General features: G+C 68.9%; 14 protein-coding genes. 6 read left to right on the top strand and 8 right to left on the bottom strand.

The window, feature by feature from the left end:
• Nucleotides 1–96: 96 nt before the first annotated feature.
• Genes Q331_RS0106565 through Q331_RS20365 form a run of 3 tightly spaced genes read left to right on the top strand, consistent with a single transcriptional unit; the run spans nucleotide 97 to nucleotide 8,295 of the window.
• Nucleotides 97–5,568, top strand: coding sequence for an alpha-2-macroglobulin family protein (locus tag Q331_RS0106565; RefSeq protein WP_026380024.1), 5,472 nt, complete (start codon nucleotides 97–99; stop codon nucleotides 5,566–5,568).
• Nucleotides 5,569–5,582: 14 nt separating this feature from the next.
• Entirely contained in the window at nucleotides 5,583–7,667 is a 2,085-nt protein-coding gene (gene pbpC / locus Q331_RS0106560; protein WP_034491255.1) for a penicillin-binding protein 1C, read from the top strand.
• Between the two features lie 46 nt (nucleotides 7,668–7,713).
• Nucleotides 7,714–8,295: an HD domain-containing protein gene (locus tag Q331_RS20365; protein ID WP_245615524.1), complete on the top strand. Its 582-nt coding sequence runs from the start codon at nucleotides 7,714–7,716 to the stop codon at nucleotides 8,293–8,295.
• A 16-nt stretch (nucleotides 8,296–8,311) separates the two neighbouring features.
• Here the strand turns inward: Q331_RS20365 and Q331_RS0106550 are convergent, their stop codons facing one another.
• Entirely contained in the window at nucleotides 8,312–9,751 is a 1,440-nt protein-coding gene (locus Q331_RS0106550; protein ID WP_026380022.1) for a homospermidine synthase, read from the bottom strand.
• A 518-nt stretch (nucleotides 9,752–10,269) separates the two neighbouring features.
• Here Q331_RS0106550 and Q331_RS23675 point away from each other — a divergent pair.
• On the top strand, nucleotides 10,270–11,550 hold the full coding sequence (locus tag Q331_RS23675) for a tetratricopeptide repeat protein (protein ID WP_245615523.1): 1,281 nt from the start codon (nucleotides 10,270–10,272) through the stop codon (nucleotides 11,548–11,550).
• Between the two features lie 4 nt (nucleotides 11,551–11,554).
• Here the strand turns inward: Q331_RS23675 and Q331_RS20355 are convergent, their stop codons facing one another.
• The 7 genes from Q331_RS20355 to hutI all read right to left on the bottom strand — a co-directional run bounded on the left by Q331_RS20355 (nucleotide 11,555) and on the right by hutI (nucleotide 20,316).
• The gene (locus tag Q331_RS20355) at nucleotides 11,555–12,079 is read right to left on the bottom strand and encodes a flavin reductase family protein (protein ID WP_034491254.1); all 525 of its coding nucleotides are present in this window, start codon (nucleotides 12,077–12,079) and stop codon (nucleotides 11,555–11,557) included.
• Nucleotides 12,080–12,479: 400 nt separating this feature from the next.
• Nucleotides 12,480–13,526, bottom strand: coding sequence for a sensor histidine kinase (locus Q331_RS20350; protein ID WP_169738472.1), 1,047 nt, complete (start codon nucleotides 13,524–13,526; stop codon nucleotides 12,480–12,482).
• A gap of 492 nt (nucleotides 13,527–14,018) precedes the next feature.
• Nucleotides 14,019–14,801: a response regulator gene (locus tag Q331_RS0106530; RefSeq protein ID WP_026380020.1), complete on the bottom strand. Its 783-nt coding sequence runs from the start codon at nucleotides 14,799–14,801 to the stop codon at nucleotides 14,019–14,021.
• A gap of 242 nt (nucleotides 14,802–15,043) precedes the next feature.
• Nucleotides 15,044–16,711, bottom strand: coding sequence for a urocanate hydratase (gene hutU, locus Q331_RS0106525; RefSeq protein WP_026380019.1), 1,668 nt, complete (start codon nucleotides 16,709–16,711; stop codon nucleotides 15,044–15,046).
• Between the two features lie 28 nt (nucleotides 16,712–16,739).
• Nucleotides 16,740–17,540: an N-formylglutamate deformylase gene (hutG, locus tag Q331_RS0106520; protein WP_026380018.1), complete on the bottom strand. Its 801-nt coding sequence runs from the start codon at nucleotides 17,538–17,540 to the stop codon at nucleotides 16,740–16,742.
• Nucleotides 17,537–19,087 (bottom strand): histidine ammonia-lyase, encoded by a 1,551-nt coding sequence (hutH, locus tag Q331_RS0106515; RefSeq protein WP_026380017.1) that lies wholly within the window; start codon nucleotides 19,085–19,087, stop codon nucleotides 17,537–17,539. Before hutH ends, hutG begins: the two co-directional genes overlap by 4 nt.
• Complete coding sequence (hutI, locus tag Q331_RS0106510; RefSeq protein WP_026380016.1) at nucleotides 19,084–20,316, bottom strand: imidazolonepropionase; 1,233 nt, start codon at nucleotides 20,314–20,316, stop codon at nucleotides 19,084–19,086. Before hutI ends, hutH begins: the two co-directional genes overlap by 4 nt.
• A 59-nt stretch (nucleotides 20,317–20,375) precedes the next feature.
• Between hutI and Q331_RS0106505 the strand changes: the two genes are divergently transcribed.
• Both Q331_RS0106505 and hutC read left to right on the top strand, forming a co-directional pair.
• A complete protein-coding gene (locus Q331_RS0106505; protein ID WP_026380015.1) occupies nucleotides 20,376–21,725 on the top strand; it encodes a formimidoylglutamate deiminase in 1,350 nt (449 codons plus the stop codon).
• Nucleotides 21,722–22,480, top strand: coding sequence for a histidine utilization repressor (hutC, locus tag Q331_RS0106500; protein ID WP_051630718.1), 759 nt, complete (start codon nucleotides 21,722–21,724; stop codon nucleotides 22,478–22,480). Before Q331_RS0106505 ends, hutC begins: the two co-directional genes overlap by 4 nt.
• Nucleotides 22,481–22,506 lie beyond the last annotated feature (26 nt).

Below are 22,506 nucleotides of genomic sequence, written 5' to 3'. Positions count from 1 at the left end.
GTCGTTGTCACACGGCCCTCGCCCCGCCGCTTGTCCGAAAACCGCCTGCCCCCTATGCTGGATGCGAGAGTGGGGCTGACCAGCCAGGAGCGTCTCATGCGCGCCGGATCGTCCGTTCGTTCGCTCGCCATCGCCACCTTTCTCGCGCTGCTTCTGCCGCTCGGCTTCCCTGTCGCTGGCGCTGAGGAGCGCAACCTGCTCATCACCGAGGGCGCGGATTTTTTCGGCGCCGACTACGACGTCCTCAAAGACGTCGACATCGAAGCCTGCACGGCGGCCTGTCTCGGCGATGCGCGCTGTGCGGCCTTCACCTTCAACACCGACGCCGGCTGGTGCTTCCTAAAGGAGGATCTCGGCGAGCTGCGCGCCGTCGCCAGCGCCGTCTCCGGCCGGGTGGTGGAAAGCGCCGCCTCCACAGACAATCTGGAAGAGACGCGCACGGCCGAGCTCTCCTTCCTGCCCGCCAGCTTCTTCGACGAGGCGCGACGCCTTGCCGGCAGCCTCGACAGGGCCGCGCGCGACCTGTCCTTGGAAAGCGCCATCGCCGAGGCCGACGGGGCGGCGGCGGCCGGCGATTTTGTCCTCGCGGCGGAGAGGATGAAATCGGCGCTCAGCCGGCGCCCCGACCGCCCCGATCTCTGGCTTTCCCTCGCCGCCTTCGCCGCCGAGGCGCGCTCTGACGATTGGCAGACCCGCCAGCGGCTCAAGGAGGAAGGCACCGCCGCCGCCGTCAACGCCTATCTGCGCGCCGAAAGCCAAACGGACCGCGCCGCCGCCCTTGCCCTTCTCGCCCGCTCGCTCGGCGAGCGCGATCAATGGAAGCCGGCCATCAAGGCCTATCGCGGCAGCCTCGCCCTTCAGGAATTGCCGCAGGTGCGCACCGCCTATGAGAGGGCGCTTGCCGAGCACGGCTTCCGCATTCTCGACCACCAGGTCGATTCCGACGCCGCCAATCCGCGCATCTGCCTCAATTTCTCCGAAGCCCTGCCGGCGAGCCGCGCCAACCTTTCCGATTTCGTTGTCGTGGAGGGCGGCGACGGCCTGTCCGTGGAGGCCGAAGGCTCGCAGATCTGCATCGCCGGCGTCGCCCATGGCCGCCGCTACCAGGTTCGGGCGCGCGCCGGCCTGCCCTCCGCCGAGGGCGAGGAGCTGCAAAAGACGGCCGAGCTCGGCATCTATGTGCGCGACCGCTCGCCCTCGGTGCGCTTTTCCGGCAACGCCTATGTCGTGCCGGCGGGCGGAGCCGCCTCCATTCCCGTTACCACGGTGAACACTGACGAGGTCAAGGCGAGCCTCTACTTCATTCCCGATCGCGGCATTGCCGGCGCCATGCGCGACGATCTCTTCCTCAGCCAGCTCTCAGACTGGCAGGCGGAGGAAATCGGCAACGCCAAGGGCGAGAAGATCTGGGAAGGAGCGGTGGAGCTGGAAACCCGGCTCAACGAGGAGGTCGTCACCGCCATCGCCATCGGCGAGTTCGTCGACGAGCTCCAGCCCGGCATCTACATCCTCTCCGCCCAGGCAAGGAACGACCCGCAGGAATGGGGCCCGAAGGCGACGCAATGGTTCCTGGCGAGCGATCTCGGCATCGCCACGCTGGCCGGCAACGACGGCCTTCACGCCAGCATCCGCTCGCTCAGCTCCGCCGCGCCGGTGGAAGGCGCACATCTGCGCCTCGTCGCCAGGAACAACGAGGTGCTCGCCGAGGCCGAGACCGACGCTTCCGGGACCGCCAGCTTCGCCCCCGGGCTCATCCGCGGCACAGGCGGCCTCGCTCCGGCGCTTCTCGTCGCCGAGACGCAGGAGGGCGACTACAATCTCCTCGACCTCTCCAAGCCCGCCTTCGACCTCACCGACCGCGGGGTGGAAGGCCGCGCCGCGCCCGGCCCCGTCGACGTCTTCCTGACCACCGAGCGTGGTATCTACCGCGCCGGCGAGACCGTCTATCTGACGAGCCTTGCCCGCGACGGCCGCTCCAGGGCCCTGCCCGGCCTACCGCTGACCGCCAAGCTCTTCCGCCCCGACGGCAAGGAGGACAGGCGTCTTGTGCTGGAGGATGAAGGCCTCGGCGGCGCCCTGGCGGAGATCGCTCTCACCGACAACGCCATGCGCGGCCAGTGGCGCGCCAGCGTGCACGCCGACCCGGAAGGCCCCGCCCTCGCCGAGACGAGCTTCTTCGTGGAGGATTTCGAGCCGGAGCGGCTGGATTTTGAGCTGACAACGGATGCCGAGCGCATCGAGCCTTCCGATCCGCCGCTCGTCACGGCCGAGGCGCGCTTCCTCTACGGCGCGCCCGCCGCCGGTCTCGACGCCGAAGGCGAGACCGTGCTGTCGGCGTCGGAGACGCTTGCCGGCTTTGCGGGCTACCGTTTCGGTCTTGCCGAGGAAAGCTTCCAGACGCTACGCGAGCCGCTGGGCGGGCTTACCACCGACGAGGAAGGCCGCCTTGCCTTCCGTCCCTCGCTTCCGGGGCCCGCCGTCTCCTCAAGGCCGCTTGAGGCCACCGTCAATATCCGCATTCTTGATAGCGGTGGCCGGCCGGTGGAGCGCCGTCTCACCCTGCCGCTCGCCGGAGAGGCATCGCGCCTCGGCGTACGGCCACTCTTCGACGGCGAGGCGGAGGAAAACGCCGATGCCGGCTTCAGCGTCATCGCCGTATCGCCGCAAGGCGAGCGCATCGCCGCGGAGGGTCTTACCTGGACGCTGTCGAAGATCGACATCGACTATCAATGGTACCGTTCCGACGGCCGCTGGAACTACGAGACGCTTCAGACCCGCCGGCGCATCGCCGACGGCACGCTCTCCGTCGGCGCCGAGGCGCCGGCTTCTCTCGCGCTGCCCGTCGAATGGGGCCGCTACGAGATCGAGGTGGCCACCGCGGACGGCGCGTTCCTGCCCGCAAGCTTCGTTTTCGAAGCCGGCTGGTATGCGGCCCCGAAAACTTTGGAGACGCCGGAATTCTTGAAGCTCTCCCTCGACAAGGCGCGCTACCGCATCGGCGAGACGGCCAAGGTGCATCTGGAGCCGCGCTTTGCCGGCATCGCCCAGGTGATGGTCATCGACGATAGGCTGATCGCGACCAAATCGGTGAAGGTGGAGGAAGGCTCCGCGGAGATCGATCTGCAGGTCACGGAGGAATGGGGCCCCGGCGCCTATGTGACCGCCGCCCTCTACCGTCCGATGGACGTCGAGGCGAGGCGCATGCCGGCGCGCGCCCTCGGCCTTTCCTGGGCCGGGGTGGAGAACGAGGCGCAGCGGCTTCAGGTCGCCATCGAGGCGCCGCAAACCGCCAAGCCCCGCGGCTCCTTTGAGGCGGCGATCGATATCTCCGATCTCGCCCAGGGCGAGGAAGCCTATGTGACGCTTGCCGCCGTCGATCTCGGCATTCTCAACCTCACCGGCTTTCAGACCCCCGACCCGGAAGCCTTCTATCTCGGCCAGCGCCGCCTCGGCATGGAGCTTCGCGACGTCTATTCGGCGCTCATCGACCGCTTCCAGGGCGCGCCGGGGCGCGTGCGCTCCGGCGGCGACGCCGCGCTCGCCCGCTTTGAGGGCCCGGCCCCGACCGAGGAACTCGTCGCCTGGCATTCCGGCATCGTCAAATCCGGCCCGGACGGCATGGCCCGCTTTGAGGTCCCCGTCGGCGATTTCAACGGCACGGTGCGGCTGATGGCGCTCGCCTGGTCGAAGAAGGGCGTCGGCCATGCCGAGAGCGACGTTGTGGTGCGCGATCCCATCGTCGTCTCCGCCGCCCTGCCGCGCTTCATGGCGCCGGGCGATGCTTCGCGCCTTGCCCTCGACCTTGCCCATGCGGAGGGTCCGGCGGGACCCGTCTCCGTCTCCGTGACGAGCAGCGAGGAAGGCGTCGTTCGCGTCGCATCGCAGCCGCTTGCATCCGAGCTCGGCGAGGGCGAGCGCCGGCAGCTTCTCCTCCCGCTGGAAGCGCTCGGTGAAGGCGAGACGAGCCTGAAGGTGGCGTTGACGACGCCTTCCGGCGAGGTCCTTGAAAAACACCTGGCGCTCACCGTACGCGACGGCGAGCCGGAGGTGCTGCGCTCCTCCTTCCTCACCCTCGCTCCAGGCGGCTCGGTGAGCCTCGATGCCGGCATCCTCGACGGGCTGAGGCCCGGCACGGCGGGTCTTCGCGTCTCCGCCTACGGCACCGGCCGCATCGACGTGCCGGCGATCCTCACCAGGCTCGACCGCTATCCCTATGGCTGCGCCGAGCAGCTGACGAGCCGGGCCCTGCCGCTCGTCTATCTCAACGAGGTCGCCGAGGCGGTGGGCCTTGCTCAGGATCAGGACGCGGCCGAGCGCATCGAGAAGGCGATTGGCGGCGTTCTCGCCTTCCAGAGCGCCTCCGGCAGCTTCGGCCTGTGGGCGCCCGGCGCCGACGACCTTTGGCTCGACGCCTATGTCACCGACTTTCTGAGCCGCGCCCGGCGCGCCGGCCACGGGGTGCCTGAGACGGCTTTCTCCATCGCTCTCGACAACCTCAAGAACCGCGTCGCCTATGCGCCCGACTTCACCGATGCCGGCGAGGACATCGCCTACGCGCTCTACGTGCTGGCCGCCAACGGCAGGGCCGCGATCGGCGATTTGCGCTACTACGCCGAGACCAAGCTGGACGATTTCGCAACGCCGCTTGCCAAGGCGCAGATCGGCGCCGCGCTGGCGCTCTACGGCGACCGCTCGCTGTCGCAATCGGTCTTCCGCCGCGCCGTCTCCGAGCTTGAGGAGGTGAAGGACGAGGGCTACCGCGCCGATTACGGCTCGCGCCTGCGCGACGGGGCGGCGATTTTGACGCTCGCTTCGGAAAGCGATATCGACGCCGCCGATCTGCCCATGCTGGCGAGCCTCGTCGCGGAGGAGCGCGAGGCGCAGAGCCGCACCTCCACCCAGGAGGATGCCTGGTCGCTGCTTGCCGCCAACGCCCTGATGAAGGGCGCCGCCAGCCCCCAGCTCATCGTCGCCGGCGAGCGCTTCGACGGGCCGATGTCGACGCGCATCCCCGAAGAGGACGTGCGGAGCGGCATCGCCATCGAAAATCTCGGCTCCGCGCCGCTCGACGTCGCCGTCAGCGCCTCCGGCCGCTCGCTCACCTCCGAGCCCGCCTCCGGCAACGGCTATCTCCTTCAGCGCCAAGCCTTCACCTTGGAGGGCGAGCCCGTCGACCCGGCCAATGTGGCGCTCAGCGAGCGTCTCGTCGTCGTCCTCACCGTGACCGCCGACGCGGCCGGCTCCGGCCGCCTCATCCTCGACGACCCGCTGCCAGCCGGCCTGGAGATCGACAACCCCAACATCCTGCGCGGCGGCGATGTCGGCGCGCTCGCCTGGCTCGACCTTTCCGCCGAGCCGGCGCATGTGGAGTTCCGCGCCGACCGCTTCATCGCCGGCATGGAGCGCTCGGCGAGCGATGCCACCCGCTTCAGCCTCGCCTATGTGGCGCGGGCCGTCTCGCCGGGCGACTTCGCCCATCCGGCCGCCACGATCGAGGATATGTACCGACCGGAGCTGCGCGCGCGCACCGATAGCGGCCGGGTGCGGGTGGAGGGTCCGCTCCGCTGAGGCGGGCGGCGGCGATGCGACCCCTCCGCGCCGCGGCAAGAGCGTTGAAGCGCCCGGCGCTCGCCGGCACGCTTCTCGCCTGCGCCCTGGCGCTCGCCGCCCCGGCCGGGCTACGCCTTGCCGTCGCCGTGACCGAGCTGCCGCCGCTTGAGCTCGCCACCTCGCGCCTGGTGGAGGACCGCCAGGGACGCCTTCTGCGCCCCTTCCCCGTCGAGGACGGCATCTGGCGCCTGAAAGCGGAGCGGGGCGAGGTCGACCCGCTCTTCTTCAAGCTCCTTGTCGCCTACGAGGACAAGCGCTTCCACGCCCATCGCGGCGTCGACGTCGCGGCGCTGGCGCGTGCCGCCTGGCAGGCGATGTGGAGCGCGCGCATCGTCTCCGGCGGCTCCACCCTTACCATGCAGGTCACACGCCTGCTTTCCGGCGAGGATACCCGTACCCCTTTCGGAAAGCTGCGTCAGATCCTCATGGCGCGGGCGCTGGAGGAGCGGCTTTCCAAGGACGAGATCCTCGATCTCTATCTCCTCGCCGCCCCTTATGGCGGCAATATCGAGGGCGTCAGAGCCGCCTCGCTCGCCTATTTCGGCAAGGAGCCGCGCCGCCTGACGCCGGCCGAGGCGGCGCTTCTCGTCGCCATCCCGCAATCGCCGGAGGCGCGCCGGCCGGATCGCTTCGCCAAGCGCGCCCGCCAGGCGCGCGACCGGGTCATCGCCCTGGCCGCAAGGGCCGCTTCCTTGCCGATCGACATCGCCAAGGAAGCGATCGCCTCGCCGGCCCCCTCTTCCCGCAAGCCCTTCCCGATGCTGGCCGCCCACGCCGCCGCCAAGGCCGCCTCCGCGCCTGACGCGCCGCAACGCATACGCCTTTCCGTCGACGCGCCGCTGCAGGGCCGGCTGGAGGCGCTGGCGAAGAGCCACGCCGAGGCGCTCGGCCCACGCATCGGCGTCGCCATCCTCGCCGCCGATCACCGCAGCGGCGACATTCTCGCCCATGTCGGCGCGCCCGATCCGCTCCATTTCGCCCGCGCCGGCTTCCTCGACATGACGGAGGCGGAGCGCTCGCCGGGCTCCAGCCTGAAGCCGCTCATCTACGGGCTTTCCTTCGAGCTCGGCCTTGCCCATCCGGAAAGCCTCATCGAAGACCGGCCGAGCGCCTATGCCGGCTATACGCCGTCGAGCTTCGACGGCGAATATCGCGGCACGGTGACGGTACGCGAGGCCTTGCAGCTCTCCCTCAACGTGCCGGCGGTGACGCTCCTGGAAGAGGTCGGCCCGGCAAGGCTGCTTGCCCGCATGCGCCGGGCGGCTGTGCGCCCCGCCCTTGCGGACGCCTCCCCGCCCGGCCTGGCCATCGGCCTCGGCGGCCTCGGCGTCAGCCTGAAAGACCTCGTCACGCTCGCCGCCGCGATTGCCCGCGGCGGCGAGGCGGTGGCGCTCTCCCTCGATCCGGCGGCGCCGGGAAAAACGCTCGGCCGCGTCCTCTCCCCCGCCGCCGCCTGGTACCTTGCCGACATCCTCTCCGGCGCGCCGACGCCCTTCGGTGCCAAGGCCGACGATATCGCCTTCAAGACCGGCACCTCCTACGGCTACCGCGACGCCTGGGCGGTGGGCTTCGACGGCCGCCATACGATCGGCATCTGGGTGGGCCGGCCCGACGCCACACCCGTGCCGGGCCTCACCGGCATCGAGGCGGCCGCACCGATCCTTTTGGAAGCCTTCGCCCGCATCGGCCCGACGACGCGCCTGCCGCCACCGCCCGCCGGTCTCCTCGCCGCGCCGAGCGCCGCCCTGCCGCCGCCGCTGCGCTTTGCCGGCCGCGGCGAGAAGCCAGGCGCGCCGGGCCCTGAAATCGCCTATCCGCCGGACGGGGCGCGTATCGACCTTGGCCTTGCGCAGCGCTCCGATCCCGCGTCGCAGCCGCTCGCCATCAAGCTGCGCGACGGCGCTCCGCCCTTCACCTGGTTCGTCAACGGCCGCCCGGTCGAGCGCACCCAATTCCGCCGCGAACTGACATGGGATCCGGAAGGGCCGGGCTTTGCCGAGCTGATGGTGCTCGACGGTGAGGGCCGCGCGGCGAGCGCCCGTATCTTTCTTGAATAGTATCTTTCTTGAATAGCCGGGCGCGGCGGGCTACGGCATGAGGAACATGCCCCGTCCCGCTTCCGATACCGTCCTTCTCGCCCGCGCCTTCGACTACGCCTCCGCGCACCATAGCGGCCAGACCCGCAAGGGCTTCGCCGGCGCGCCCTATGTCGACCATGTGGCCGAGGTCGCCGCACTGCTGGCGGAGAACGTGGAGGGCGTCGGCGCGGAGGTCGTCGCCGCCGCGCTCCTGCACGACACGGTGGAGAAGAGCCAGGCGAGCCTTGCCGAGATCGCCGAGCTCTTCGGCGAGCGCGTCGCCGGCTGGGTGGGCGAGCTGACCGACGACGAAAGCCTGCCGGAGGAAGAGCGCCGGCGCCGCCAGGTGGAGGCCTTCAAGACCGCCTCGCGCCCGGCGCGCCTCGTCAAGCTCGCCGACAAGACGAGCAACCTTGCCGAGGTGGCGGCCTCGCCGCCCGAGGGCTGGGCGGCACAAGAGCTTGCCGATTACGTGGAATGGGGCGCCGACGTCGCCGCCCATTGCCGCGGCCTCGACGAGAGGCTGGAAGCGCGCTTCGAGGAGGCCTTGAAGGCGGCGCGCGAGACGGCCGACCGTCTTGGCACGAAAGCGGCACGGTCCGGCTGAGGGGGCGGCCCGCCGCTCAGCCGTGCACCAGCACGTTGCGGAACTGCCAGGGGTCTTCCTCGTCGATATCCTCCGGAAAGAGGCCAGGCCGGCCCGATAGCGGCGTCCAGTCGGTGAAATGCCCCTCCACCGGGCCGAGATAGGCAAGCTGGACCTCAAGGCAGCGGCGGTAATCCATCTCGTCCGTCTCCACGATGCCCGCCTCCGGGTTCTCCAGCGCCCAGACCATGCCGGCGAGCACGGCCGAGGTGACCTGCAGGCCCGTGGCGTTCTGGTAGGGGGCGAGGTCGCGCGTCTCTTCGATGGAAAGCCGCGAGCCGTACCAATAGGCGTTCTTGGCGTGGCCGTAGAGGAGGACGCCAAGCTCGTCGATACCGTCCTCGATCTCGTTCTCGTCGAGAATATGGTGCGCCGGCTGCGCCTTGCCGGCCTGGCCGAACATCTCGTGCAGCGACAGCACCGCGTCGTTCGCCGGATGATAGGCGTAATGCACGGTCGGCCGGTATTGCGGGTCGAGCCCCTCGCCGATGGTGAAATAGTCGGCGATGGAGACCGATTCGTTGTGCGTGACGAGGAAGCCGTATTGCGCGCCGGGCGTCGGGCACCAGCTTCTGACGCGCGTATTGGCGCCCGGCTGCAACAGGAAGCGCGCCGATTGGCAGCCCGATTTCTGCGCCCGCATATTGTCCGGCATCCACTTCTCGTGCGTGCCCCAGCCGAGTTCGGCCGGCTGCAGGCCCTCCGCGATGAAGCCTTCCACCGACCAGGTGTTCCAGAAGACGTTGAGGGGCTTGGGGTGCTTGGCGCGCTGCGTGTCGCGCTCGGCGATATGGATACCCTTCACGCCGGCATCGCGCATCAGCCGCGCCCAGCCGAGGCGGTCGCCCGGTGCCGGCTCCTCGAAATCGAGGCCGATATCTTTGGCGACGTCGACGAGGGCCTTCTTCACGAACCAGGAGACCATGCCGGGATTGGCGCCGCAGCAGGAGACGGCCGTGGTGCCGCCCGGGCTTCTTGCTTTCTCGTCGCGCACCGTCTGACGCAGGGCGTGGTTGGTCCGGAGCGCCTGGTCCATACCGCGGTCGAAATAGAAGCCCTTCCACGGCTCCACCACCGTGTCGATATAAAGCGCGCCGATCTCGCGGCAGAGTTTCATGAGGTCGAGCGAGGAGGTGTCGACGGAAAGGTTGACGCAAAAGCCCTGGCCGCCGCCCTCCGTCAGGAGCGGGATGAGAAGCTCGCGGTAATTCTCGCGCGTCACTTCCTTGTGGATGAAGGCAACGCCGCGCTCGTCAAGCAGCCGGCGGTCCTGGTCGTCGGGGTCGATGACGGTGAAGCGGTCCTTGTCGAAATCGAAATGCCGCTCCAGGAGCGGCAGCGCGCCCTTTCCGATCGAGCCGAAGCCGATCATGACGAGGGGGCCGGTGATACGGCCATGGACGGGCCAGACGGACATGGGGCGGCTCCTTGCGGCGGGCTTTCTTGAACGAATCTCGCGCCCGGTTTTCACCAATCGGCGGCAAGAGGCAAGGCAAGAGGGGAGAAAGGGCGGGCGAACCCGTGCCACGAGGAGCACGGGCCCCCACCTCCCCCTTGAGGGGGGAGGTCACCGCGCCGGGCGAAGCAAGGCGCGGTGGGAGGGGGTGAGACGAAAGGCCGGGCGCCCTTGGCTTCACCCCACCCCGGCCCTTCAGGCCGACCCTCCCCATCAAGGGGAGGGTGGGAGATCGTGGCTGCGACGCATGCAACCGGGAGGGGTGATCGGCTTGATGGCCCGGCAGGGTTGCGTCACCTTGCCTCCAGCGAAGGAGGAGAACCTTGGGAAGCTTGGCTCTCTGGGGTCTGGGTGCATTTGGCGTAGCGGTCGCCGGTTATGTGGGCGGCATGCTCACGCATCTCGTTCCGACGCCTCGGGAGCTCGCTCGCTTTCTGGGCTTCCGATACAAGAGCTGGCGGCGCCAGCAAAAGCCTACATTGAGAGAAGAGCAACGCTTTCGTATCGTGATCGTCGATCTGAGGCATGACGGCGACGGCAGGCAGACAGCTCATCTGGAAGCTGCGCTCAGGAGCTATCCCGGCCTCGATAGTCAGCCTGTCGGGCCAATCCTCGAATGGGGCTTCGGCAACCATAGCGAGCGAAAAACGCGGGCAGGGAAGCTTCTCAAGGCGGAGGATGGGGATGTCCTCATCTTCGGCGAGGTCGCCAAGGCCGACGAGCGGCTTCGCCTCAACATCCTCGGCAACCACGCCGGCGCCGAGGGCCGGCACAGCTCCTACGAGTTGCAGAAGGCCGACCTCCCCTCCGATTTCAACAAGGACTTCGACGCAGCCCTCGTGGCCCTCGTCCTGGCTCAGGTCGCGCCGGCGACCGAACGGGCAGGCCAAGATCTGGCCGGCCTCCTCCGGCCCGTCGCCGAAAAGCTCCGGCATCTGTGCGAGAACATGCCGGCAAGCCTCGACGTCGACCAGCGCGGTGGCCTGTGGCACGCGCTCGGCCTGGCGCAAGCTGTTGTCGGCGAGCAGACGGGCGACAGCGCCTGGCTGGTGGGCGCAGCTACGGCCTTCCAGAAGACCTCGGAGGAATTCACCCGCGAACGCGTCCCGCTCGACTGGGCCACGACGCAGAACAATCTAGGCAATGCGCTCCAGGCACTCGGCGAGCGCGAGAGCGGCACGGCGCGGCTGGACGAGGCCATTGACGCCTACCGCGCCGCGCTGGGGGAATTCACCCACGAGCGCGTCCCGCTCGGCTGGGCTATGACGCAGAACAATCTCGGCACTGCGCTTCTCCGCCTCGGCGAGCGCGAGAGCGGCACCGAGCGTCTGGAAGAGGCCGTTACCGCATTCCGCGCCGCGCTTGAGGAATTCACCCGCGAGCGCGTCCCGCTCGACTGGGCGATGACGCAGAACAATCTCGGCAATGCGCTCCAGGCACTCGGCGAGCGCGAGAGCGGCACGGCGCGGCTGGACGAGGCCATTGCAGCCTATCACGCCGCACTGAAGGAATGGACTCGCGAGCGCGTCCCGCTCCAATGGGCGACGACGCAGAACAATCTCGGCAATGCGCTTAGAACCCTCGGCGAGCGCGAGCGCGGCACGGCGCGGCTGGAGGCGGCGGTTGCAGCCTATGAGGGAGCGCTCGAAGTCCTCCGAGAGGCTCACGCCTCATTCTACATCAAAGGAACCGAGCGCAACCTCGCCCGGGCCAAAGCCTTGCTGGCCGAGCGCCGAGCCCCCTCAGAAGCCGGCGACTAGCCCCTCACCAGAAATCGGCCACCTTGTGCGCCGCGCCCTCAGGCTCACGCGCAAGGTGGTGATAGGCTGAGGCGTAGTAGAGCAGCGGCTCGCCGGGGAACGCCTCCATGGCGCGGATATGGCCGAGATAGAGCGTGTGGTCGCCGCAATCATGCGCGGCATGACGGTCGGCGAGGATATGGGCGATCGCCCCTTTGACGGCCGGCGCGCCGTGAAAATCGGCGAAGTCGGGCTTGGCATCCGGCGCCGGGCGGCCGGCGAAGAGGTTGCTGAGGGCCTCCTGCTCGCGGGAAAGGAAGCTCACCGTATAGCGCTCCGCCTCTTCCATGACGGCGTGCATGCGCGCCCGCTTGGCCACCGCGACGACGCAGAGAGGCGGATTGAGCGAGCCGGAGAGAAACGCATTCGCCGTCATCGCCCGCACGCCCGCCCCCGTCTCGGCCGCGATCACCGTGACGCCGCTGGCAAAGCGCGACATGACGGAGCGGAAGAGCTTGGGGTCGATGGCGGAAAGCGCCGTCTGATCCATGTGAGTTCCTTCGATCGGGAGCGCCGCCAGGCCGCTCCCCTCATTACCTAGGCGGCCTCTCTAGGCCATGAAGGGCCAAGCCTCAAATCCGCGCCAAGGCTGGCAGCTATGCCAAGGCCCGATCAAGCCACCCCGCCCCGCCCGGCTCCGCCGGGCACCCTCTCTCTCGGCGCGGGAGGGTCGCGAGCCTGTGGCAGCGCCTAGCCTTAAGGCCGCGCTCGGCGCGCGCGGCGCCCCGGCGGACGCCGCCTCCCCCGGCACCCGCGAAAGGCACGCTTTCTTGCCGGCGGCAGGCTTTCTTGCCGGCGGCAGGCTTTCGGTCCTGCGCCACCAGGCGAGCGGCGAAAGGCAGGCGGCACCCCCCCATGCGCGCGGGGGGCGGCGGCAGGAAAGAGCCGGCTTAAGGAATGAGCTGCGTCTTGGCGAGCGTCAGCTCGTAGCAGAGCCCGGTCTCCTCAAAGTCCAGATCCGCCTCGCCTCCGACCGTCGTCGGCACCACCTCGCACAGCATCACGACGCCGAAGCTCTTCGCCTTGGGCTGCTTCACCGGCGGGCCGTTGCACTCGTACCAGGAGAAGCGGTAGCGGCCACAATCGCCATGCACGCGCTCAAAGGCGACCTTCACCCGCCCCTCATCGGTGCCCAAAGCGCCGTATTTGATGGCGTTCGTCGTCAATTCGTGCAGCGCCAGGCCGAGATACTGGGCCGCGTTCGGCCGCAGGAAGCCGTTGGTGCCGCTCACTTCCACCTGGTCTAGGCGCGTCTCCGCGTAAAGGGCGATCTGCGAGCGCACCAGGTCGAAGATGCGCGCCCCGCGCCAATCCGCCTCCGTCAACACGTCGTGGGCGCGCGACAGGGAGAAGATGCGGCCGTTGAAGCGGGAAACGAACTGTTCCGTGGAGCTGGCATTCTCCGCCGTCTGGCGGGCGATGCCCTGGATCACCGCCAAGAGGTTCTTGGAGCGGTGGGCAAGCTCGCGCATGACGATGCGCAGATGCTCTTCCTGGATCTTGCGCTCGGTGATGTCGATCGCCGCGCCGACATAGGCCTGCACGATGCCGTCCTCGTCGTGCTCGGGCACCAGCATGAAGTCGAACCAGCGCGGCGTATCGACGTCGAGCGGCACGAACGCTTCGAATTGCTGCATCTCCCCGGTGCGATCGGCCGCCTGCTTGGCCTCAGCGAGCTGCTCCACGGCCTCCATCGGCAGCACCTCCGCATCGCCCTTGCCGAGTATGGAGGAAGGACTGAGGCCTTCCGGGGCATTGAAGATCCAGGTGAAGTGCCCGGCCGCGTCCTGCGAGAAAAGCGATATTTGCGAGCCGCGCAGCACCTGCGCGCAGCGCTCCCACAGCGCCGCCTTGGCGATATGGCTGACGCCCACTGGCCGGCCCGCTTTGTCGCGCTGGGGCGTGGAGCGCGGGGGCGTCGTCACGAGCGGTGGCACCGGCAAACCATGAAGTGATCAATAGCGAGTGGACGGTGCTGGCACAACGTGAGGCCGTTCAACCGGTTCCGAAGATCGGGGCGAAACTTTGCCGCGCTCCAGGCATCGCCAGGAGTGGGCCTCGGCGCCCTCGGCCCTCGACCCCGACACCGGGCGATCCAGATGGTCGGGCAAATCCTCCGACCCGAACCCGGGCACAAAAAAGAAGGCCTCCCTGAGGAGGCCCACCTTTGCCGCTTTCGCCCCGGAGTTGGAGGGCTTTGGCGGCAGTTGACGGAAACGGCGGACGCTGGGGCAAAGGGGGGAAGAGGAGGCGCGCCCGCCGTTTCCGTAACTTCGCTTTGTTCCCCTCAACGGGCCCATTGGCGAAAGGTTCCGAAAAAAGTTGCGACGGACGATTTTTTTTTGGCAAGCCTCCGGCAACGCGTTTGCCGCCATCGAGACCCGTCCGGATTTCCGGACCAAGCCCAGCCTGCACGCGGCGCGAGAAACCTAGCCTGCGCGCCGCTCGAAGAAGAGCGCCTGACTGATCACCGCCTTCACCGTATCGGGTTGGAAGGGCTTGGTGATGAGGAAGGCGGGCTCCGGCCGCTCGCCGGTCAAAAGCCGCTCCGGATAGGCGGTGATGAAGACGACCGGCACGGCGAAGGATTGCAGCATCTCGTTGACGGCATCCAGGCCGGAGCTGCCGTCGGCGAGCTGGATATCGGCCAGGACGAGCCCAGGCTTGCGCTCCCTGACCGCCTCGATGGCTTCTGAATGGGTGCGCGCCACGCCGGTCACCCGGTGGCCGAGCGTCCTGACCAGCGTCTCGATATCCATGGCGATCAGCGGCTCGTCCTCGATGATGAGGACGTCGGTCGCCACCTGCGCGGCGATTTCCTGGCCGGCCTGATCGACGAGCCGGGAGACCTCCTCGTCCGACACGCCGAGGATCTCCGCCGTCTCGGTCGTGGAGAAATCCTCCACCGACATCAACAGAAACGCCTGGCGCGGCAGCGGCGTGATCGCCTCAAGCCGGCGCATCGACGGATCGCCATTCGGATCGACGGCCTCCTCCTTCAGGTTGATGCCGACGGAATTCCAGTAGCGGCAGAAGGCCTTGAACAGCTCCACCCTGGGATCGTTGTCGGAATCGAAGGAGCTGGGATCGGCGACAAGCGCCTCCAGGACGGAAACGACATAGGTATCGCCGCTCTTCTGCCCTCCGGTGAGCGCGCGGGCGAAGCGCCTCAGATAGGGAAGATGCGGCGCGGTGTTGGCAACGAGGGACATTGTGTCATCCTGAGTGAATAGGCGGGCGAACGGTCGGGCGCATCCGTCGCGGAACTCAGCCGTCCCGTTCCACCCGATGAATGGGTGGCGCAACGCTGCCGTTATGGAATGATTGTGGCAGAACTTGCAAGGCGGCAGAGAATGAGATGCCGCGGAAATAAAGGCTTCAGACGCCATCTCGTCAAGCCGGCCGGCCGCAGCGCCATTACGCCGGCTCAGCTTCCCGCGCCCGACCGCACCCGCTAGCGAAGGATGCCCGGCAGGCGCAGGCCCTTCTGCCTGGCGCAGGCGATCGCTTCCTCATAGCCCGCATCGGCATGGCGCATGACGCCGCTCGCCGGGTCGTTCCACAGAACCCGCGCAATACGCCGCGCCGCCGCCTCGCTGCCGTCGCAGACGATGACCTGGCCGGCATGTTGCGACCAGCCCATGCCGACCCCGCCGCCGTGATGGATGGAGACCCATGTCGCCCCGGAGGCGCAGTTGAGCAGCGCGTTGAGGAGCGGCCAGTCGGAGACGGCATCCGAACCGTCCCGCATCGCCTCCGTTTCGCGGTTCGGCGAGGCGACCGAGCCGGAATCGAGATGGTCGCGGCCGATGACCACCGGCGCGGCGAGTTCCCCGCTCGCCACCATCTCGTTGAAGGCGAGGCCGAGCCGGTGCCGGTCGCCGAGCCCCACCCAGCAGATGCGCGCCGGCAATCCCTGAAAGCGGATCTTCTCGCGCGCCATGTCGAGCCAGTTGTGAAGGTGCCGGTCGTCCGGCATCAGCTCCTTCACCCTGGCGTCGGTCTTGTAGATATCCTGCGGATCGCCGGAGAGCGCCGCCCAGCGAAACGGCCCGACGCCGCGGCAGAAGAGCGGGCGGATATAGGCCGGCACGAAGCCGGGGAAGTCGAAAGCCCGGGCGAGCCCCTCCTCTTTCGCCATCTGGCGGATATTGTTGCCGTAATCGAGGACCGGCACGCCCTTGTCCCACCAGGCGAGCATCGCCTCCACCTGGATGCGCATGGAGTGCTTGGCGGCCGCCTCCACGCCCTGCGGGTCGCGCTCGCGCCGCTCGTCCCATTCGTCGAGGCTCCAGCCGGCCGGCAGATAGCCGTTGAGAGGATCGTGCGCGGAGGTCTGGTCGGTGACGGCGTCCGGCATGACGCCACGAGAAAGAAGCTCCGGAAATACCTCGGCCGCATTGCCGAGAAGGCCGACGGAGACGGCCCGTCCCTCCGCCCGCGCCCGTTCCAGAATGGCGAGCGCCTCATCGATGCTCGTCGCCTTTTCATCGAGATAGCCGGTGCGCTGGCGGAAGGCGATACGGCTTTCCCGGCATTCCACGGCCAGAAGCGAGGCCCCGACCATGGTGGCGGCGAGCGGCTGCGCCCCGCCCATGCCGCCGAGCCCGCCGGTGAGGATCCAGCGGCCGGCAAGCTCGCCTGCGTAATGCTGGCGGCCGAGCTCGACGAAGGTCTCGTAGGTGCCCTGCACGATGCCTTGCGAGCCGATATAGATCCACGAGCCGGCGGTCATCTGGCCGTACATCATCAGCCCGGCCCGATCGAGGGCGTGGAAATGCTCCCAGCTCGCCAGGGCCGGCACCAGGTTGGAATTGGCGATCAAGACCCGCGGCGCGTCGGCGAAGGTGCGAAAGATGCCCACCGGCTTGCCGGACTGCACGAGCAGCGTCTCGTCCTCCTCCAGCTCCTTCAGCGCCGAGACGATGTTGTCGAAGCTCTCCCAGTCGCGCGCCGCCCGCCCGATGCCGCCATAGACGACGAGCGCCTCCGGCTTTTCGGCGACCTCCTCGTCGAGATTGTTCATCAGCATGCGCATCGCCGCTTCCGTCAGCCAGGACTTGGCGGTGATCTCCGAGCCGCGCGGGGCGCGGATCTTGCGGGCGTTGTCGAGGCGGCTCATCGGCTCCGATCCCTTCTTCGGCTCAGCTTCACCCCATCACGCGACTGGCGGCGGCGACATAGGCTTGGAGGACGTCCTTCAGGATGGCGCGCAAACGCGCCGCCTTCTTGGCGTTCCAGACGGGCGGCTCCTCGTCCATGTAGCTGCGAGCGGCGATCTCCATCTGCACCGCCTCCACATGCTTGCCTGGCCGGCCGTAATGGCGGGTGATGTAGCCGCCCTTGAAGCGGCCGTTGAGAACCGTTTCGAAGCCGGAGGCGCGGCAGGCGCCGACCACAGACGCGGCGAGAGAGGAAGCGCAGCTCTTGCCGTCATTGGTGCCGATATTGAACACCGGCAGCATCCCGTCGAACAGGCGCGGCACGCGCGAGCGGATGGAGTGGCAGTCGAAAAGGAGCGCGTAGCCGTGGCGGGCGTGAACGCGCGCGATTTCGGCGGAAAGCGCCGTGTGATAAGGGCAGAAATAATGCTCGTGCCGCACCTTGATTTCGGCCGCGTCCGGCTCCTCGCCGGAAAGATAGAGCGGCAGGCCCTCGAAGGTGGTCAGCGGCACCATGTCCGTCGTCGCCAGCCCGGGATAGAGCGGCGTGCCGGAAGGATCGCGATTGACGTCAATGACGGTGCGCGACATCGACGTGGCGACGAAGCTCGCATCGAGCTCGGCCACGAGCGGCTGATAGAGCCGGTCGATCCACCAATCGGTGTCGGCAAGCGCCCGCTCGCGGCTCACCAGGCGGTATTCCAGCCCCACGGGCATCGCCGTGCCGGCATGCGGCATCGATAGGATGAGCGGCGAGCCGCCGCGGCCGATGCTGACGAAATCGCTCATTCGGCTTCCTCCAAGGCGGGGAACTGGCTCGCGCCGCATGCCGAAAGCGCCGCGCCTTGGCTGACGAGACCGGCCGCGAGCGCCAAATCAGGAGCAAGATAGCGATCCTCGTGAAGGGCGGGAACGGCGGCGCGCAGCCTGGCCATCGCTCTTCCCAGGGCCGGCGAGGTTCTCAGCGGCGCGCGCATCTCCACGCCCTGCGCGGCCACCAGCCATTCGATGCCGACGATGCGCGCAAGATTGCGGGTCATCGGCAGAAGCCGGAAGGCACCGTGGGTGGCCATCGACACATGATCCTCCTGGTCGGCGCTGGTCGGGGTGGAATCGGTGGAGCAGGGATTGGCGCGCTGCTTGTTCTCGCTCATCAGCGCCGCGGCGGTCACTTCCGCGATCATGAAACCGGAATTGAGGCCGGGCTTCGGCGTCAGGAAGGCCGGCAGGCCGTAGGAGAGCGCCGGGTTGACCAGCATGGCGATGCGCCGCTGCGCGATGGAGCCGAGCTCGGCGACGGCGAGCGCGATCTGGTCGGCGGCGAAGGCGACCGGCTCGGCGTGGAAATTGCCGCCGGAGAGGATGTCCCCGGTCTTCGCGATGACGAGCGGATTGTCGGTCGCCGCATTGGCTTCGATGCGCAGCGTTTTCGCGGCCTGGCGCAGAAGATCGAGACAGGCGCCGGCGACCTGCGGCTGGCAGCGGATGCAATAGGGATCCTGCACGCGCTCGTCGCCCTCGCGATGCGCTTCGCGAATTTCCGAGCCGGCCATCAGCGCCCGCAACGTCGCCGCGGCGGCGATCTGGCCGGCCTGGCCGCGCAGATGATGCATTTCCGGGCGAAAGGGCGCGGCCGAGCCCATCGCCGCATCCGTCGTCAGCGCCCCGGTGACGAGCGAGGAAAGGCCGACCCTCCAGGCCTCAAGGAGCCCGGCGAGCGCCAGCGCCGTGGAGCATTGCGTGCCGTTGATCAGCGCCAGCCCTTCCTTCGGCCCGAGCCGGATCGGGCGAAGGCCGGCCGCCTGCATCGCCGCGCCGCCGGCCATCTTCTCGTCGGCATAGAAGGCCTCGCCTTCGCCGATCATCACCGCCGCCATATGGGCGAGCGGGGCAAGGTCGCCGGAGGCGCCGACGGAGCCCTGCCGCGGCACCAGCGGCGTGACGCGCTTTTCCAGCATGCCTTGCAGGCATTCGATGGTCGTCCAAGCAACGCCGGAGGCGCCGCGCCCGAGCGAGACGAGCTTGAGGGCGAGCATCAGGCGCACGATCGCCTCCGGCAGCGGCGAGCCGACGCCGCTCGCATGCGACAGGACGAGATTGCGCTGCAAGTGCGCCGTGTCCTCTGCCGCGATGCGCGTGGAGGCGAGCTTGCCGAAGCCGGTGTTGACGCCGTAGATCGCGGCCTTGCCCGCGGCGGCTTCCGCCACCATCGCCATCGATTTTTCGACCGCAGCCCGACAGTCGCTCGCCAGCCGTGCCGGCAAGCCCTCGCGATAGACGCGCTCCAGCTCGGCGAGGCTGACGCGCCCGGGATGAAGGACGAGCGCCTCGCTCACGCCGCCCTCCTGACGCGTCCGCCGCGCACCACGCCGTGCAGAGGATTGAAGCCGATCCGGTAGGCAAGCTCGGCCGGCTTCTCGATGTCGAAGATGGCGAGGTCGCAATCCTTGCCGGGCAGAAGCGTGCCGATCCGCTCGGCCCTGCCAAGCGCCTTCGCCGCCGCGCACGTCACCCCGATGATGGTTTCCTCCGGCGTCAGGCGGAAGAGGGTCGCGGCCATGTTCATGGCAAGCAGCAGCGAGGTCATCGGCGAGGTGCCGGGATTGCAGTCGGTGGCGACCGCCATCGGCACGCCCGCCTGGCGCAGCTTCGCCACCGGCGGCTTCTGGGTCTCGCCCAGAAAGTAGAAGGCGCCGGGCAGAAGCACGGCGACCGTGCCGGCCCTTTTCATCGCCGCGATCCCGTCCTGCGAGAGATATTCCAGATGGTCGGCCGAGAGCGCGCCGTAGCCCGCCGCCAGCGCCGCCCCGCCCTGGTCGGAGAGCTGCTCGGCATGCAGTCGGACGGCAAGGCCGTGTGCCCTGGCGGCGTCGAAGACGCGGGCGATCTCATCCGGCGAGAAGGCGATCGTCTCGCAAAAGCCGTCGACCGCCTCGGCGAGGCCTTCCTCGACGATGCGCGGCAGCTGCACCTCGCAGACTTCGCGAATATAGCCGGCGCGATCGCCGGCGGCTTCAGGCGGCAGCGCATGCGCGCCCAGAAAGCTGCGCACGATGGCGACGTCGCGCATGGCGCCGAGCCTTGCCGCCGCGCGCAGCATCTTCGCCTCATCCGCGGCATTGAGCCCGTAGCCCGACTTCACCTCCACCGTGGTGACGCCTTCGGCCAGCAGCGCGTCGAGCCGCTTCAGCGCGGCGGCGACAAGCTCCGCCTCGCTGGCGGCGCGCGTCGCCTTGACGGTGGCGAGGATGCCGCCGCCGGCGCGCGCCACCTCCTCGTAGCTGGCGCCCTTGAGGCGCATCTCCCATTCGCCGGCGCGCGTCCCGCCATGAACGAGATGGGTGTGGCAATCGATGAGACCGGGCATCACCCAGCGCCCGTCGAGAGTGAGAACCTTCGCCGCGGCAAAGGCGGGCAGCTCCGCCTCCGGCCCGACCCAGAGGACCTTGCCGTCGCGGGCGGCCAGCGCGCCACGCTCCAGGACGCCGAGCGCGCCCTTGCCGATTCCGGGCTCCAGCGTCGCGATGCGTACATCGCGCAAGAGAAGATCGACCCGTTCCGCCAATAGCCTTTCCCCGATCCTTAAATTTGTCTATACAAATGAGGGTATCCAGGACGAGGTCGATGGGCAAGCTCCGATTTGCCGCTGCGCTGACCCCGCAGGGCTGGGTGGAAAACGTCACCGTGGAGACGGCGGCCGACGGCACCATCGCCGCGCTTGCCACCTCGGGCGAGAGCGGCCGCTATGACGGCATCGCCCTTGCCGGCATGCCGAACCTGCACAGCCACGCCTTTCAGCGCGGCATGGCCGGCCTTGCCGAGCGCCGCGGCACGGCGGAGGATTCCTTCTGGACCTGGCGTGAAGTCATGTACGCCTTCCTGCACCGGCTGACGCCCGAGGATGTGGAGGCGATCGCCGCCGAGGCCTATGTCGAGATGCTGGAAACGGGCTTCACCGCGCTCGGCGAGTTCCACTATCTGCATCATGCGCCGGCAGGCGCGGCCTATGCCGACCCGGCCGAGATGGCCGGCCGCGTCGTCGCCGCCGCGCGCACCGCCGGCATCGGCCTGACCCTTCTTCCCGTCTTCTACGCCCATGGCGGCTTTGCCGGCGCCCCGCTCGGACCCGCCCAGCTTCGCTTCGGCAGCGATCCGGAAGGCTACGCCGCCCTCCTTCAAGCCGCCCGCCCCCATCTCGCCGACCTGCCGGAGGCGCGGCTCGGCATCGCCCCGCATTCGCTGCGGGCGGTGACGCCGGAAACGCTCGCTGAAGTTCTGCCGCTTGCCGCCGGCGGCCCTGTCCATATCCATGCCGCCGAGCAGGAGAAGGAGGTGGCCGACTGCCTCGCAGCTCTTGGCGCCCGCCCCGTGGAATGGCTCCTGAACAACGCGCCCGTCGGTCCCGGCTGGTGCCTGGTCCACGCCACCCATATGACGGAGGCCGAAACGAAGGCGCTTGCCCGCTCCGGCGCCGTTGCCGGCCTTTGCCCGGTGACGGAGGCCAATCTCGGCGACGGGCTCTTTCCGGCGCCGGATTTTCTGGGCGCCGGCGGCGCCTTCGGCATCGGCTCCGACAGCAACGTCCTGATCGACGCGGCCGAGGAACTCCGTCTTCTGGAATACGGCCAGCGCCTCCGCCATCGCCGGCGCAATGTCCTCGGCACGCCGGACCGCTCGACCGGCCGCCATCTCTACGAGCGCGCCTGCCTTGGCGGCGCGGCAGCCCTCGGCCGGCCCGTCGGCGCGCTCGCCCCCGGCCGGCGCGCCGATATCCTCGTTCTCGATGAGGAGCATGCCGCGCTCGCCGGCAAGAAGGGCGACGCGCTTCTCGATTCCTTCCTCTTTGCGGGGGGAAGGAAGGCCGTCCGCGACGTCTATGTCGGCGGCGACAGGCTCGTGGAGGCCGGGCGTCACCGCCGCCGCGACGAGGTCGCCGCGCGCTTTGGCGCCACCATGAAGCGGCTTTTGGCATGAACCCGCGCCAGGCAAATCCCGAAGGAGACGAGGAGCTGCGGCTCGACGGCACCGGCCCTCTGCACGACCAGATCCGCCGCGCCATCGCCGCGCCGATCCTTTCCGGCGCCTGGAAGCCCGGCACCCGTATCGCGCCGGAGATGGAGCTGATGCGCCGCTTCGGCGCCTCGCGCATGACCGTCAACCGGGCGCTGCGCGCCCTTGCCGATCAGGGGCTGATCGCCCGCCGCCGCCGCGCCGGCTCCTTCGTCGCGCCGCGAGCCGGCGAGCACGCCGTCACCTTCATCGGCGACATCCGCCGCGAGATCGAGGCGCGCGGCGAGCGTTACGGCTACGAGCTCGCGCTTCGCCGGCAAAGCCGTGTCACGCCATCGCTGAGCCTTGCGAGCGGCGTTGCCGCCGGCACGCCCGTCCTGCATCTCGCCTGCCGCCATTTCGCCGGCGCGCGGCCCGCCGTCCTGGAGGATCGCTGGATCAATCTTGCCGCCGTGCCGGACGCCGAGGCCGTGTCCTTCGAGCGTGAGCCGCCCGGCCCCTGGCTCCTTGAGAACGTGCCCTTCACAGAGGGCGAGCACCGCATCGCCGCCATCCGCGCCGGCACGACGGCAAGCGCGCTTCTGGCCATCGCGCCCGACGCGCCCTGCCTGTCGGTGGAGCGGCGCACCTGGCGCGGGCGCGAGATGCTCACCTTCGCGCGCTTCGTCTATCCGGGAGAGAGCCACATCCTTGTGGGGCGTTTCGCCGGCGCGAGCTGAGAGCGCCGCTGCCTGTGCTCCAACGA

It is taken from the genome of Afifella pfennigii DSM 17143, assembly GCF_000688515.1.
GTDB lineage: Bacteria > Pseudomonadota > Alphaproteobacteria > Rhizobiales > Afifellaceae > Afifella > Afifella pfennigii.
Note: the sequence above shows the minus strand (reverse complement) of the source record. Positions and strands in the feature narration are given on the sequence as shown.